The 13,876-nt window shown below is 69.2% G+C and carries 15 protein-coding genes; 8 read left to right on the top strand and 7 right to left on the bottom strand.

Annotation, left to right across the window (positions count from 1 at the left end; translation table 11 throughout):
• Positions 1–13 precede the first annotated feature (13 nt).
• Positions 14–556: a DinB family protein gene (locus ABTX24_RS17240; RefSeq protein ID WP_350841213.1), complete on the bottom strand. Its 543-nt coding sequence runs from the start codon at positions 554–556 to the stop codon at positions 14–16.
• 119 nt (positions 557–675) lie between these two features.
• Between ABTX24_RS17240 and ABTX24_RS17235 the strand changes: the two genes are divergently transcribed.
• The gene (locus ABTX24_RS17235) at positions 676–1,209 is read left to right on the top strand and encodes a TetR/AcrR family transcriptional regulator (RefSeq protein WP_160025211.1); all 534 of its coding nucleotides are present in this window, start codon (positions 676–678) and stop codon (positions 1,207–1,209) included.
• Between the two features lie 67 nt (positions 1,210–1,276).
• Here ABTX24_RS17235 and lpdA read toward each other — a convergent pair whose 3' ends face one another.
• On the bottom strand, positions 1,277–2,677 hold the full coding sequence (gene lpdA / locus ABTX24_RS17230) for a dihydrolipoyl dehydrogenase (RefSeq protein ID WP_160025212.1): 1,401 nt from the start codon (positions 2,675–2,677) through the stop codon (positions 1,277–1,279).
• Positions 2,678–2,749: 72 nt separating this feature from the next.
• On the opposite strand from lpdA, the gene ABTX24_RS17225 reads away from it, so the two are divergent.
• The 3 genes from ABTX24_RS17225 to ABTX24_RS17215 all read left to right on the top strand — a co-directional run bounded on the left by ABTX24_RS17225 (position 2,750) and on the right by ABTX24_RS17215 (position 6,249).
• Positions 2,750–3,202: a gamma-glutamylcyclotransferase family protein gene (locus ABTX24_RS17225; protein ID WP_160025213.1), complete on the top strand. Its 453-nt coding sequence runs from the start codon at positions 2,750–2,752 to the stop codon at positions 3,200–3,202.
• Between the two features lie 31 nt (positions 3,203–3,233).
• Complete coding sequence (locus ABTX24_RS17220; RefSeq protein WP_350841210.1) at positions 3,234–4,031, top strand: purine-nucleoside phosphorylase; 798 nt, start codon at positions 3,234–3,236, stop codon at positions 4,029–4,031.
• Between the two features lie 568 nt (positions 4,032–4,599).
• The gene (locus ABTX24_RS17215) at positions 4,600–6,249 is read left to right on the top strand and encodes a phospho-sugar mutase (protein WP_160025215.1); all 1,650 of its coding nucleotides are present in this window, start codon (positions 4,600–4,602) and stop codon (positions 6,247–6,249) included.
• A 4-nt stretch (positions 6,250–6,253) separates the two neighbouring features.
• Here the strand turns inward: ABTX24_RS17215 and ABTX24_RS17210 are convergent, their stop codons facing one another.
• The gene (locus ABTX24_RS17210) at positions 6,254–6,823 is read right to left on the bottom strand and encodes a hypothetical protein (protein WP_350841208.1); all 570 of its coding nucleotides are present in this window, start codon (positions 6,821–6,823) and stop codon (positions 6,254–6,256) included.
• Between the two features lie 45 nt (positions 6,824–6,868).
• Between ABTX24_RS17210 and deoC the strand changes: the two genes are divergently transcribed.
• Positions 6,869–7,537, top strand: a complete 669-nt coding sequence (deoC, locus tag ABTX24_RS17205; RefSeq protein ID WP_350841206.1) for a deoxyribose-phosphate aldolase — start codon at positions 6,869–6,871, stop codon at positions 7,535–7,537.
• A 30-nt stretch (positions 7,538–7,567) separates the two neighbouring features.
• The gene (locus ABTX24_RS17200; RefSeq protein WP_350841204.1) at positions 7,568–8,179 is read left to right on the top strand and encodes a uridine kinase family protein; all 612 of its coding nucleotides are present in this window, start codon (positions 7,568–7,570) and stop codon (positions 8,177–8,179) included.
• Here the strand turns inward: ABTX24_RS17200 and ABTX24_RS17195 are convergent.
• Positions 8,154–9,233, bottom strand: coding sequence for an adenosine deaminase (locus ABTX24_RS17195; RefSeq protein ID WP_350841202.1), 1,080 nt, complete (start codon positions 9,231–9,233; stop codon positions 8,154–8,156). The two genes, ABTX24_RS17200 and ABTX24_RS17195, sit on opposite strands and share 26 nt — an antisense overlap.
• A gap of 35 nt (positions 9,234–9,268) precedes the next feature.
• Here ABTX24_RS17195 and ABTX24_RS17190 point away from each other — a divergent pair, with 35 nt between their 5' ends.
• The gene (locus tag ABTX24_RS17190; RefSeq protein WP_160025220.1) at positions 9,269–9,724 is read left to right on the top strand and encodes a MaoC family dehydratase; all 456 of its coding nucleotides are present in this window, start codon (positions 9,269–9,271) and stop codon (positions 9,722–9,724) included.
• A gap of 7 nt (positions 9,725–9,731) precedes the next feature.
• Here the strand turns inward: ABTX24_RS17190 and ABTX24_RS17185 are convergent, their stop codons facing one another.
• From ABTX24_RS17185 to ABTX24_RS17175, 3 genes are read right to left on the bottom strand one after another with little or no spacing between them, the layout of a single operon-like run.
• Complete coding sequence (locus ABTX24_RS17185) at positions 9,732–10,775, bottom strand: S66 family peptidase (RefSeq protein WP_350841200.1); 1,044 nt, start codon at positions 10,773–10,775, stop codon at positions 9,732–9,734.
• A gap of 59 nt (positions 10,776–10,834) precedes the next feature.
• Positions 10,835–12,118 (bottom strand): thymidine phosphorylase, encoded by a 1,284-nt coding sequence (locus ABTX24_RS17180; RefSeq protein WP_350841198.1) that lies wholly within the window; start codon positions 12,116–12,118, stop codon positions 10,835–10,837.
• A 53-nt stretch (positions 12,119–12,171) separates the two neighbouring features.
• Positions 12,172–12,585 (bottom strand): cytidine deaminase, encoded by a 414-nt coding sequence (locus ABTX24_RS17175; RefSeq protein WP_160025223.1) that lies wholly within the window; start codon positions 12,583–12,585, stop codon positions 12,172–12,174.
• A gap of 179 nt (positions 12,586–12,764) precedes the next feature.
• Between ABTX24_RS17175 and ABTX24_RS17170 the strand changes: the two genes are divergently transcribed.
• A complete protein-coding gene (locus ABTX24_RS17170; protein ID WP_160025224.1) occupies positions 12,765–13,853 on the top strand; it encodes a BMP family lipoprotein in 1,089 nt (362 codons plus the stop codon).
• The last annotated feature ends 23 nt before the right edge of the window (positions 13,854–13,876 follow it).

Below are 13,876 nucleotides of genomic sequence, written 5' to 3'. Positions count from 1 at the left end.
CGGAGCGGCAGAGTCAGCCCATCGTCTTCTGACCGTCGATGGTCTCCCGGATGATGTCGGCGTGACCGGCGTGCTGGGCGGTCTCGGCCAGGATGTGGGTGACGACGCGACGGTTGGACCAGCGGCCGCCCGGCTCGAACCATGGCGCCTCGGGAAGCGCGTGGTCCGCGTCGAGATCGACCGTGCGGATCAGCTCGTCGGTGGCCGCGGCCACGTCCTCGTACGCCTCGAGCACGCCCGCCAGCGTCTCGTGCTCGGCGAGCACGAAGTCGGCGGCGAACTCGGCGTACTTCTCCGGGGTGAGCTCCTGCGCCACCGCGCCACGGACGATGAAGTCGGCCCACCCCCGCTCGCAGGCTGACACGTGCTTGACCAGGCCGCCGAGGCTGAGCGCGGAGGCGGTCGGGGTGAGCCGGGCCTGCTCGTCGGTCAGGTTGCGGACGGCGTAGCGCAGGAAGCCGCGGTGCTTGGCCAGGGTCTCGAGCAGGTCGGTCCGCTCACGGGACAGGGTGGCGGTGGCGCTGGTCTTCACGGCGCTGGCGGCGGTTGCGGTCATGACATGGACTCCTTGGTGGTGTTTCCCTCTGACACCAGCAACGCTATGAGGCGTTCAGGTCAGTTTCTGTCCGCATTGGTCGGGGACGAAAAATATCGTCCGGCCATTACCCTGCTGGGATGACGAGCCCAGCCAGCCCGACCCGAAGCGACGCGGTCCGCAACCGGGACCTCCTGGTCGCCGCCGCCCGCGAGGTGCTCGCCGAGCAGGGTCTGGACGCGCCGATGTCGGCGGTCGCCAAGCGCGCCGGCGTCGGCCAGGGCACCCTCTACCGGCACTTCCCCGACCGGCTCACCTTGGCGACCGCGGTGCTGGAGGAGAACGTACGCGACATCGAGCAGGTCGCCGCCCGCCCCGATGCGACGCTGGCCGACGTGCTCGGCGTGGTCACCTGGCAGATGATCCGCTCGACCGCGTTCGTCGGCATCATCCGGCTCACCGACGAGGAGAGCTCCCGCTTTCTGGCCGACCGGGTACGCACCGCCATCGACGGGCTCCCGAGGCAGACCTACAGCACCGACGACCTCATGCTCGCCGTCGCGATGGTCTCCGGCGGGGTGCACGGACCGACCCCGGAGGCGCGTGAGGCCGCCGCCCGCCGGGCGTGGGACCTGCTCGGCATCGAGATCGGCCCGGTCACGGCGGGCGTGTAGAAGAAACCGCAGACGTGACGAGGCCCGGATCCGCGGATCCGGGCCTCGACGCGAGAGATTGGTCTGATCAGAGGTTGATCATGTGACCAGCGATGCCCTCGATGGCTTCCTTCATCGCCTCCGACAGCGTCGGGTGGGCGAAGACGTTGCGCGCGACCTCGTCGGCGGTCAGGTCCCACTGCTGGGCGAGCGTCAGCGCGGGCAGCAGCTCGGTGACCTCGGGGCCGATCATGTGGGCGCCGAGGATCTCGTTGTGCTCGGCGTCGGCGACGATCTTCACGAAGCCGACGGTCTCGGCCATGCCGCGGGCCTTGCCGTTGGCGGAGAACGGGAAGGACGAGGTCTTGACGTCGTAGCCCTTCTCCTTGGCCTGCGCCTCGGAGTAGCCGAACGAGGCGATCTGCGGCTGGCAGAACGTCGCGCGCGGGATCATGTCGAAGTTGATCTCCATGGTCTCGGCGTCGGCGATGGTCTCGGCGGCGACGACACCCATGGCCTCGGCGGTGTGGGCGAGCATCAGCTTGCCGGTGCAGTCACCGATGGCGTAGATGCCCTCGACGTTGGTGCGGCCACGGGCATCGACAGCGATCGCGCCCCGGTCGGTGAGCTCGACGCCGGTGTTCTCGAGGCCGAAGCCCGCGACCCGCGGCGCGAACCCGAAGGCGGCCAGGAACTTGTCGGCCTCGAGGACCTGCTCGTCGCCACCGGCGGCCGGAGCCACGGTGACCTTCACACCCGAGCCGGTGTCCTCGGCGCCCTTGACGGCGGTCGAGAGCAGCACGTTGACGCCGAGCTTCTTGTACTGGCGCAGCAGCTCCTTGGACACGTCGGCGTCCTCGGTCGGCACCATCCGGTCGAGGAACTCCACGATCGTGACGTCCACGCCGAAGTTCTTCAGCACGTAGGCGAACTCGACGCCGATGGCGCCCGAGCCGCCGATGATGATCGAGCTCGGCAGCTGCTCGGTGAGGATGTGCTCCTCGTAGGTCACGATGTTCTGCCCGTTGGGCACGACACCCGGGACCGAGCGCACGGTCGCGCCGGTGCCGATGATCAGGTTGTCGAAGGTGTAGTCGGTCGAGGCGCCGTCCTTGCCCTTGACGGCGATCGACTTCGGCCCGGTGAGAGTGCCCCAGCCGTCGATCTCGGTGATCTTGTTCTTCTTCATCAGGTAGTGCACGCCCTTGGCGCTGGCGTCCGCGACACCGCGGCTGCGCTTGAAGGTCGCGCTGAAGTCCATGGTCGCGTCACCCGAGATCCCGAAGGTCTTCTTCTCGTGGGTGATGATGTGCGCGATCTCTGCGTTGCGCAGCAGCGCCTTGGACGGGATGCACCCGACGTTGAGGCAGACACCGCCCCAGTACTTGTCTTCGACGACGGCGACGGACTTGCCGAGCTGAGCGGCACGGATGGCGGCGACGTAGCCACCGGGGCCAGCGCCGAGGACGAGAACATCAAAGTGGGTCACGTACCCAAGGGTAGACCGCCAATAACAGATAGATCCCAAGCGGGTGAGGACTGGGCGGTAACCTCGTGACCCGTGACTCTCTATGCGGCCTATGGCGTCAATCTCGACCCGGCGCTGATGAGTGAGCGGTGCCCGCATTCGCCGTTGCGCACGACCGGGTGGCTGGGTGGCTGGCGACTCACCTTCGGGGGCGAGGACAACGTGCTCGGCGACGGACCGACGGCCACGATCGTCCAGGACCCGTTCGAGCAGGTCTTCGTCGCGGTCTACGACGTCGTGGACCAGGACATGGAAGCCCTGGAGAAATGGGAGCTGGCCGACATCGGCCTCTACTTCAAGACCAAGGTGCGGATCTCGGCGCTCGCCGAGGACCTGCTCTGCGAGACCTACGTCCTGGACACGTACGAGGGTGGCATCCCGGACGCCCGACACCTGGGCGCGCTGGCCGACGCCGCCGAGGCGGCCGGGGCACCGGCCGACTACGTGCACGCGCTGCGTACGCGCCCGTGCCGGTCCAACGACTGAGTCGGTCTGGGCGCGGGTCTAAACTCGGCGAGTGACCACGCCTTACGAACTCGCCAAGGAAGCCGCCTCCGCGCTCGCGGAGAAGACCGGCATCGAGAAGCACGACATCGCGTTGGTGCTGGGCTCGGGCTGGCTGCCCGCCGTCGACGCGCTCGGCGAGGACTACACCGAGATCGCCACCACCGACCTGCCCGGCTTCAGCGCCGCCGCGGTCCAGGGGCACAGCGGCAAGATCCGCTCCATCCGGTCGGCGAGCGGTCGCAACCTGCTGGTCTTCCTCAGCCGTACCCACTACTACGAGGGCAAGGGCGTCGACGCGGTCGTGCACCCGGTACGCACCGCCGCGGCCGCGGGCTGCTCGACGATGGTGCTGACCAACGGCTGCGGCGGACTCAACTCGTCCTGGTCCCCCGGCACCCCGGTGCTGATCAAGGACCACATCAACCTCACCGCCACCTCTCCGCTGGTCGGCGCCAACTTCGTCGACCTCACCGACCTCTACTCCTCGCGCCTGCGAGGGCTGGCGAAGCAGGTCGACTCCTCGCTCGACGAGGGTGTGTACGTCCAGTTCCCCGGCCCCCACTACGAGACCCCGGCCGAGGTGAAGATGGCCGGCATCATCGGTGGTGACCTGGTCGGCATGTCGACCACCCTCGAGGCGATCGCGGCTCGCGAGGCGGGCATGGAGATCCTCGGGATCTCGCTGGTCACCAACCTCGCCGCCGGCATCTCCGACCAGCCGCTCGACCATGCCGAGGTTCTCGAGGCTGGGCGCAATGCGGCTGCTCGGATGGGCGGGCTTCTCGGGGATCTGTTGCCGAAGATCTGAGGTCGTCATCCCGGTCCGACGCTTGTCGCGGGTCGTTCTTCGGGGTTGGTCTTGGGCCGCCGACCCGTTCTTTGAGGGTCTTCTCGACCTGGCCCGGGTGTGGCCGCGGCACACGCACCCACGGCGGGTGACCGCTCCGCGACTGGACCAGACAGGGGTCTCCGGGTGGAAGAAAAACTTCTTCCACCCGCCAACCCCACCCCGGACCAGGCCCCCTCTGAGGCGAACGAATTTTCGTTCGCCTCCCCGGATCAGGCCGAACGAAAATTCGTTCGCCTCCCACCCGAGCCACCCGCAGCGACGGAACGACAAACCCAGATCCAAACCCCTACCAACCCAAACCGCTGCACCAAACCCCTGCCGCCGACCCGATAGCCAGCCAAAATTCTCGGCGACGGCCGGTGTCAAGGATCGCCGAAGGCGACCGGCGCAGCCGGCGGCCGAAGGCCGTCCTTTACTCCGGATGGCGGCGAGAACACCCTCCAAGAACGGGTCGGCGGCAAACCCCAGCCACAAAACGGCAGAAGCCCTTCCATCTTCCGCCACCCGATGACCTAGGGTCAGATCCATGGTCCCCACAGATCAATCTGCGCTCGTCGTCCAAGCCCGGGAATGGCTTGCCGATGACCCAGATGCACAGACCCGAGCAGAGCTCGAGAGCCTCCTCACGTCCACCGCCCCGGGCGCCGCGGCCGAGCTGGCCGACAGGTTCTCGGGCATGCTGCAGTTCGGCACCGCCGGACTGCGGGGCGCGCTCGGCGCCGGGCCCAACCGGATGAACCGGGTGGTCGTGATCAAGGCCGCCGCGGGACTGGCGCGCTACCTGCTCGCGACCGGCGCGCAGGGGCCGGTGGTGATCGGCTACGACGCGCGGCACAACTCCGACGTCTTCGCCCAGGACACTGCCGAGGTGATGACCGGAGCAGGCCTCCACGCGCTGGTGATGCCGCGCTCGCTGCCGACGCCGGTGCTGGCGTACGCCGTCAAGGCGCTGGGCGCGAGCGCTGGCGTGATGGTGACGGCCAGCCACAACCCGCCGCAGGACAACGGCTACAAGGTCTACCTCGGTGACGGTTCGCAGATCGTGCCGCCGGCGGATATCGAGATCGCGAAGCGGATCGCGGCGGTCGACAAGGTGAGCTCGGTCCCGCAGGGACCGGCCGGCCAGACGATCAGCGAGGACCTGGTCGACAGCTATCTCGACACGGTGGTCGGGCTCCTCACCGAGGGCGGCCCGCGTGACCTCAAGACGGTCTACACGCCGCTGCACGGCGTCGGCGGCGATCTGGTGAACCTGGCGATGAAGTTCGCCGGCTTCCCCGAGCCGCTCGTCGTCAAGGAGCAGGAGCGGCCCGACCCCGACTTCCCGACCGTCGCCTTCCCCAACCCCGAGGAGCCCGGGGCGATGGACCGGGCGATGGCGCTGGCGAGCAAGAAGGGCGCCGACCTGGTCATCGCCAACGACCCCGACGCCGACCGCTGCGCGGCCGCGATCCCTGTCGGAAAGAAGTGGCGGATGCTGACCGGCGACGAGGTCGGCGCGCTGCTGGCGACCCACCTGATCCGCAAGGGCGTGACCGGGACGTACGCGGCCTCGATCGTCTCCTCCTCGCTGCTCGGCAAGATCGCCGCGGCCGCCGGCCAGGCCTACGCCGAGACGCTGACCGGCTTCAAGTGGATCTCGCGCGCGCCGGGGCTCGCCTTCGGCTACGAGGAGGCGCTGGGCTACTGCGTCGACCCCGAGCACGTACGCGACAAGGACGGCATCTCGGCGCTGCTGCTCCTGTGCGAGCTGGCGGCTTCGTTGAAGGCGGAGGGTCGTGGCCTGACCGACCTGCTCGACGAGCTCGCCGTCGAGCACGGCCTGCACGCCACCACCCAGCTCTCCGTCCGGCTCGAGGACCCGGCCCAGATCGCGGCCGCGATGCAGCGCCTCCGCGACCGGCCGGTGACCGCGTTGGCCGGGGCCACCGTGCAGCAGCTCGACGACCTCACCACCGGAATCGGTGGCCTGCCGCCGACCGACGGGATCCGTTACCAGCTGGCCGGCGGGTCACGGGTGATCGTGCGGCCCAGCGGCACCGAGCCCAAGATCAAGTGCTACCTCGAGGTCGTCGAGCCGGTCGACTCACCGGAGGCTCTGGCACAGGCCCGCACGGACGCCGAGATCGCTCTCGGCGCGCTCAAGGTCGACATCCGCGCCGCCCTCGGCGTCTAGAGAGCTAGATCACGAGCAGGACCACGAAGACGACGGCCACGACCGCGGTGGCGGCGATCAGCGGCCAGTCCCAGCTGCGGCGTACGTCCTCGGCGAGGGCGAACTGCTCGTCGGAGTCGCGCTTGATCCGGCGCCGGTCGCGGGCGTCCTGGGCCAGCGCGTTGAGCCGGTCCTCGATGAAGTCGGCGTGGTTGCTCAGCGGCTTGTGGTCGCGCTTGGCGCCCTTGATCGCCTCCCGCATCGGACGCCCGACGGCACCGCTGACGTAGGTGCGTCCGCCGGCGTAGGCGCCGAGGGTGCGGCCGACCGAGACGCTCTCCAGGGCAGCCATCGGGAAGCGCACCGTCGAGTAGAGGTGGTGGAGCACGAAGTCACCCTCGCTGACCCCGACCTTCGTGCGGACGAACGCGGCGTACGCGACCAGCGCGAAGAGCACCCCACCGGCTGTCGTCTCGGGGTGCCAGCCGGTGACCGCGTCGATCACCACGACCGCGATCGCGGCCCCTGCCGAGAGGAATCCCCACGTGGTGCTGCTGGAGTTGCGGAACCACTCCTCGGGCTGATCGTCATTCACGGCGCAAACCTTAGCCCTCCGGGCGTAGATGCATATGCTGAGCCCGTGCCTACCCCCGCTGACATCGCGAAGCTGATCGACCACACCCTTCTCAAGCCCGAGGCGACCCACGCCGACGTCGAGGCGCTGATCCTGGAAGCCGCCGAGCTCGGCACCTACTCGGTGTGCGTCTCTCCCTCGATGCTCCCGGTCAACGCGCCGGCCGAGCTGAAGATCGCGGTCGTGTGCGGATTTCCGAGTGGCAAGCATCTCTCGTCGATCAAGGCCGCCGAGGCCAGCGCCGCGGTCGACGCCGGTGCGGACGAGGTGGACATGGTCATCGACGTCGGCGCCGCGAAGGAGAAGCGGTACGCCGACGTGGAGGCCGACATCGCCGCCGTACGTGCGGCCGTTCCCGCTCCCACCGTGTTGAAGGTGATCATCGAGTCCGCGGCGCTCGACGACGACGAGATCGTCGGCGTGTGCCAGGCGGCCGTTCGCGCCGGCGCGGACTTCGTGAAGACCTCCACCGGCTTCCACCCCGCCGGCGGCGCCAGCGTCCACGCCGTGAAGCTGATGCGCCAGACCGTCGGCCCCGACCTCGGGGTCAAGGCCTCGGGCGGCGTACGGACCATGGAGCAGGCCGAGCAGATGATCGCCGCAGGGGCGACCAGGCTCGGGGTCTCGGGCTCGCGCGCGCTGCTGGCGGGGTCGGCTCCCGGCGCCGGCTACTGACTTCGGCCCGCCACAGGCGAGAATGCTCCGGTGCGCGCTCAGGTCATCGTCCTCGCCGGCCCCTCGGGCGCCGGCAAGTCCCGCCTCGCCGAGCGGCTCGGTCTGCCGGTCCTGAGGCTGGACGACTTCTACAAGGACGGCTCCGACCCCTCGCTCCCCCGGATCACCGAGGGCCCCAACGCGGGCCTGGTCGACTGGGACCACCCCGACTCCTGGCACCCCGCTGACGCGGTGAAGGCGATCACGGCGCTCTGCGAGACCGGCACTGCCGACGTACCCGTCTACGACATCGCCCACGACGGCCGCACCGGCTGCCAGTCACTGACCCTCGGCGACGAGCCGTTCTTCGTCGCCGAGGGGATCTTCGCCCAGGACATCGTCGCCGAGTGCCGCGACGCGGGGCTGCTGGCCGCCGCCTACTGCGTCACCCAGTCACCGACGGTGACCTTCTGGCGCCGGCTCACCCGCGATCTCCGCGAGCACCGCAAACCACCGTTCGTGCTGGTCAAGCGGGGCCTGGCGCTGATGCGCGCGCAGCCGCAGGTCGTCGCCGACGCGGTCGCGAAGGGCTGCACGGCGGTCTACCCGAAGCACGGCTTCATCGCCATCCAGCGACTCACAGGGCCGCGTACGCGTCCTTGATCTCGTGGATCAGGTCGACCCGCTCGTCGTAGGGCAGGAACGCCGACTTCATCGCGTTGGTCGTCAGCCGCTGGAGCTCGGGCAGCCCCCAGCCGAAGGCCTCCACGATGCCGGCCATCTCCGCCGACATCGAGGTGCGTGACATCAGTCGGTTGTCGGTGTTGATCGTGACCCGGAAACCCAGGTCGTAGAGCAGCCCGATCGGGTGCTCGGCGATCGACTTCGCCGCCCCGGTCTGCACGTTGGAGCGCGGGCAGAGCTCGAGGGGGATCCGCCGGTCGCGGACGTACGCAGCGAGCCGGCCGAGCCGCGGCGCCTCGCCCTCCTCGAGGGTGATGTCGTCGACGATGCGTACGCCGTGACCGAGCCGGTCGCAGCCGCAAGGGTGCACCGCCTCCCAGATCGAGGGCAGCCCGAAGCCCTCGCCGGCGTGGATGGTGAAGCGCATGTTCTCGGCGGCGAGGTGCTCGAACGCCGCCAGGAACCGGCTCGGCGGGAAGCCCTTCTCCGGCCCGGCGATGTCGAACCCGGCGACCCCGCGGTCGCGCCAGGTCACCGCGAGCTCGGCGATCTCGGCGGCGCGAGCGGCCTGCCGCATGGCGGTGAGCAGCTGGCGTACGACGATCTTCCGACCGGTCGCCGCAACGGCCTCCATACCCTCGTCGAACCCGGTCTGGACGGCCGCGACGACCTCGTCCAGCTCGAGACCGTTGGCCAGATGGAGCTCCGGCGCCCAGCGGACCTCGGCGTAGACGACGCCGTCCTCGGCCAGATCCTCGACGCACTCCCGAGCCACCCTGGTCAGCGCGGGCAGCGTCTGCATGACCGCGAGCGTGTGCGCGAAGGTGTCGAGGTAGCGCTCCAGCGACCCCGAGTCCGCGCTGGTCACGAACCACTCCTCCAGCGCGACCGGATCGTCCTGAGTCCCCTCCGGCAGCCGGTGACCCACCTCAGCGGCGAGCTCGACGAGGGTCGAGGGACGTACGCCACCGTCGAGGTGGTCGTGGAGCAGCACCTTCGGCGCGGCCTTGATCTGCATGTCGGACGGTTCCATGGGCCCATCATTCCGTATGCCGCTAGATTCCGGGGGTGCGCACATTCACCACTCTCCAAGAAGTCTCCGACGCCGCAGGCACCGAGATCGGCACCGGCGAATGGCTCGAGGTCGACCAGGACCGCGTCAACGCCTTCGCTGACGCCACCGGCGACCACCAGTGGATCCACGTCGACGAGGAGCGGGCCAAGGAGGGTCCCTTCGGGGGCACCATCGCCCACGGCTACCTGACGCTGTCGCTGATCCCCTACCTCGGCATGAGCGTCTACTCGCTGGAGACCCCCGGCGCGAAGCTCAACTACGGCCTCAACAAGGTCCGGTTCCCGATGCCGGTCCTGGTCGGCTCCCGCATCCGCCCGGTCATCACCTTCGGCGAGGTCACCGAGCTCCCCACCGGCCTCCAGCTCGTCGTGAGGACGACGGTCGAGATCGAGGGCTCCGCCAAGCCCGCATGCGTCGCGGAGTCGGTCGTCCTGCTCCTGGCGGACTGAGCCCCGCTCAGGAGAAGTCGGCCCACAGACGCTGGGTCGTGCCGTCGACGGTCATCTCGCCGCCGTAGGGCACGATCCACTGCGGCCGGGTGTGCCCAAACGGCGGGCCGACGACGACCACCGCGTCGGGGTTGTAGCGGGCGACGGTCTCGATCGCCGCGTCGCGCTGCTCGGCGCGCTTCGCGGCACGCTCCTCGGCGCTGGGCCGTCGCTCGAAGTCGGAGGTCGGCGGGCGGGCGACGACCACCGCGTCGATCGCCTCGAGCAGCCCGCGCTCGCCCAGCGAGCGCGCGATCCAGCCGAACTCCTGCGCCGGGATGAGCTCCTCGGAGGTCTCCAGGAGGAGTACGCCGCCCGCCAGCACCCCGGGGTCGGCCGGGAAGCGTCCGGCGGTCAGCGCCCACTGGAGGATCTCGATGCAGCCTCCCCAGGTGCGGCCGGTGACCTTCCGTTCGGGACCCGTCCAGCTCCAGGGCTCGGTCGCCTCTCGCTCGCCGTACTCGGTCAGCGCGCGCGGGTCGTTCCAGTCGCGCCCGATGTCCTCGGACTCTCCTGGCTCGGTGATCTCGAGGGTCCCGCCCGTGAGCAGCGCGGCCTTGAACGAAGCCTCGTGGATCGGATCGACTCCCGGCCCCGGACCGAGGTGGACCTGGGTCGAGCCACCGTGGAAGGCGGCCACGCCGTTGGTCCACAGCCAGTTGAGCAGGTTGGTGTTGTCGCTGTAGCCGAGGAACGGCTTGGGATCGGCCCGCACCAGCTCGGCGTCGAGATGCGGGATCACGGTGATCTGGTCCTCGCCCCCGATGGTCGCCAGCACCGCCCGGATCTCCGGATCGCCGAACGCGGCATTCAGGTCGGCCGCCCGCTGCTGCGGCGTCGCACCGACCTTCCTCGTCGTCGGATACTCCACCGGCACCAGCCCGGTCACCTCAGTCAGCCGCCTCAGCGCCTGCTCGTGGATCGCCGGTGCCACCCCGGGCGCGGCGAACGAGGGTGACAGCACGGCGACCTTGTCGCCCGCGACGGCCTTGGGTGGCTTGACGATCTCCATAGGTGAAGTCTGGCGGTACGCCGGCCGGTGAAGCGAACGGTTATCGCGCGCTGGTCGAGTCAGCCGATCCGGTCGAGGATCAGCGGGGTCGCCTCGTACGCAGCCCCGTCCTCGATCTCGTAGCCACCCTCCAGCGCGGCCAACGCACGGTCGAAGCGCTCAGGGGTGTCGGTGTGGAGGGTGAACAGCGGCGCACCGGCAGCGACGGAGTCGCCCGGGCGAGCGTGCCAGGTGACCCCGGCCCCGGCCTGGACGGCATCCTCCTTCCGCTCCCGCCCGGCGCCGAGGCGCCAGGCGGCGAGCCCGACGGCCATCGCGTCGAGCCGGGTGAGGACACCGGACGTCGGCGCGGTGACCACGTGGGTCTCGCGGGCGACCGGCAGCGGCGCCGACGGATCGCCGCCCTGCGCCGAGATCATCGCGCGCCAGGCGTCCATGGCCTTGCCGGAGGCGAGTACGTCGGCGGGGTCCGGGCCGGACACACCGGCAGCGGCCAGCATCTCCCGGGCCAGCGCGACGGTGAGCTCGACGACGTCGGCGGGTCCGCCGCCGGCCAGGACCTCGACGGACTCGGTGACCTCGATGGCGTTGCCGGCGGTCAGGCCGAGCGGGGTGGCCATGTCGGTCACGAGCGCGACCGTGTTGACGCCCGCGTCGGTACCGAGATCGACCATGGTGCGCGCCAGCTCCTGCGCGGAGGCGAGCGTCTTCATGAACGCACCGGCACCGACCTTGACATCGAGGACCAGCGCCCCGGTGCCCTCGGCGATCTTCTTGGACATGATCGAGGAGGCGATCAACGGAATCGACTCGACGGTGCCGGTGACGTCGCGCAGCGCGTACAGCTTGCGGTCGGCCGGAGCCAGCCCCTCACCGGCTGCGCAGATCACCGCACCGACCGACCCGAGCTGGGCCAGCATCTCCTCGTTGGAGAGCGACGCGCGCCACCCGGGGATCGACTCGAGCTTGTCGAGCGTGCCACCGGTGTGGCCGAGCCCGCGCCCGGACAGCTGCGGCACCGCCACCCCGCACGCGGCGACCAGCGGCGCCAGCGGCAGCGTGATCTTGTCGCCCACGCCTCCGGTGGAGTGCTTGTCGGCGGTCGGCCTGTCCAGAGAGGAGAACGACATCCGCTCTCCCGAGGCGATCATCGCCGCCGTCCACCTCGCGATCTCCCGCCGCGACATCCCGTTGAGCAGGATCGCCATGTTGAGCGCCGACATCTGCTCCTCGGCCACCACCCCACGGGTGTAGGCCGCGATCATCCAGTCGATCTGGGAGTCGCTCAGCTCGCCACCGTCTCGCTTGGCGAGGATCACCTCGACCGCATCATGTTCCGCCATGCGGACAGCGTAAGGCGCGATCGCCGCAGGTCCGCTACCGGCCGGAGCCAGGCCTACGCGAGATTCTCCGGACCGAAGGCGTCCGGAAGGACCTCGGACATCGGCCTCACTCCCGAGACGGTCATCAGCAGCAGCTCCGGGCCGCCGTTCTCCCAGAGCAGCTGACGGCAGCGGCCGCAGGGCATGATGACCTCGCCGGAGCCGTCGACGCAGACGACGTGGGTGAGGCGGCCGCCGCCGGTCATGTGCAGCGAGGAGACCAGCCCGCACTCGGCACACAGGGTCACGCCGTAGGCGGCGTTCTCCACGTTGCACCCGTGGAGCAGGCGTCCGTCGTCTGCGTATCCGGCCACTCCGACCGGGTAGTTGGAGTAGGGCGCGTACGCATGTTTTGCGGCTTCCACCGCCTGTGCACGCAGGCCTTCCCAGTCAAAGCCCTCTGCGGCGTACGTCTGCTTCTCGGTCATGGTTCGACCTTAAAGCCTGTCCGGACAACCAAGCACAAGGTACGAGGCTTAGGCTTCGTCGAGATCAAAAGTTGGTAACCGTTCGCGTAATCCCTGGCAATGCTCGGTCTTTGGGGAGAACGTTCGGACATGAATGTCCTTTGCGCCGCGCTTCGCGGAGCAACGACCTGGAGGCACCAGTGAAGAACAACATCAAGAAGGCCGCCGCCGGCGGCTTCGCCGCGGTCCTGACCACTGCCGCGCTCGCCGCGTGCGGAGAGGCGCCGGCCGAGCGCGCTGGGGAGGGGAACAGCGACTACCTTCCCTGCATCGTCTCCGACGAGGGCGGGTTCGACGACAAGTCGTTCAACCAGCTCAGCTACGAGGGTGTGAAGGAAGCCGCCGACGAGCTCGGCGCGAAGTTCAAGGACGTCGAGTCCAACAGCCCCAACGACTACACCTCCAACCTGGAGAGCCTGGTCGGGCAGGGCTGCGACACCATCGTGACCGTCGGCTTCGCGCTCTCGGCCGCGACCATCGAGTCCGCCAAGGCCAACCCCGAGACCGAGTACGTCCTGATCGACGACGCGGCCGACGCCGACTTCGACGGCAAGACCGACGCGGAGAACATCAAGCCGATCCTCTACGACACCGCCCAGGCCGCGTTCCTGGCCGGCTACGTCGCCGCCGACTACACCAAGACCGGCGTCGTCGGCACCTACGGCGGCCAGCCGTTCCCGACCGTGACGATCTTCATGGACGGGTTCAAGCAGGGCGTCGAGTACTACGCCAAGACCAAGAACAAGGACGTCAAGGTCGTCGGCTACGAGGGTGGCGAGAAGGGCTCCTTCACCGGTGAGTTCGTCGCCAACGAGAAGGCCACCAACACCGCCCGCCAGATCATCGACCAGAACGCCGACGTGATCCTGCCGGTCGGCGGCCCGATCTACCAGGGTGCGCTCACCGCGATCGACGACTCCGGCAAGGAGGTCGCCCTGATCGGTGTCGACGCCGACTTCTACGAGACCGACCCGAACACCCAGGACGTCGTGCTCACCTCCATCCTGAAGAACATGAAGACCTCCACCACGGATGTCATCCTCGCCGCGGGCGAGGACAAGTTCGACGCGACGCCGTACGTCGGCACGCTCGAGAACGACGGGGTCGGCCTGGCGCCGTTCCACAACTTCGAGTCCAAGGTCTCCGAGACTCTCCCCGACGAGATCGAGGAAGTCACCGCGGGCATCAAGGACGGCTCGATCAAGGTCAACTCCTACCTGGCGAAGTGACCTAGGTGGTGGTCCCGCTCGTC

Origin of the sequence: Nocardioides sp. NPDC127514 (assembly GCF_040302125.1) — a bacterium.
Classification (GTDB): domain Bacteria; phylum Actinomycetota; class Actinomycetes; order Propionibacteriales; family Nocardioidaceae; genus Nocardioides.
Note: the sequence above shows the minus strand (reverse complement) of the source record. Positions and strands in the feature narration are given on the sequence as shown.

Excerpts from the sequence above, each read along its gene's own strand:
- ABTX24_RS17240 (WP_350841213.1), bottom strand. The coding sequence starts at position 556 with ATGACCGCAACCGCCGCCAGCGCCGTGAAGACCAGCGCCACCGCCACC.
- ABTX24_RS17235 (WP_160025211.1), top strand. The coding sequence starts at position 676 with ATGACGAGCCCAGCCAGCCCGACCCGAAGCGACGCGGTCCGCAACCGG.
- ABTX24_RS17215 (WP_160025215.1), top strand. The coding sequence starts at position 4,600 with ATGGTCCCCACAGATCAATCTGCGCTCGTCGTCCAAGCCCGGGAATGG.
- ABTX24_RS17195 (WP_350841202.1), bottom strand. The coding sequence starts at position 9,233 with ATGGAACCGTCCGACATGCAGATCAAGGCCGCGCCGAAGGTGCTGCTC.
- ABTX24_RS17185 (WP_350841200.1), bottom strand. The coding sequence starts at position 10,775 with ATGGAGATCGTCAAGCCACCCAAGGCCGTCGCGGGCGACAAGGTCGCC.
- ABTX24_RS17180 (WP_350841198.1), bottom strand. The coding sequence starts at position 12,118 with ATGGCGGAACATGATGCGGTCGAGGTGATCCTCGCCAAGCGAGACGGT.
- ABTX24_RS17175 (WP_160025223.1), bottom strand. The coding sequence starts at position 12,585 with ATGACCGAGAAGCAGACGTACGCCGCAGAGGGCTTTGACTGGGAAGGC.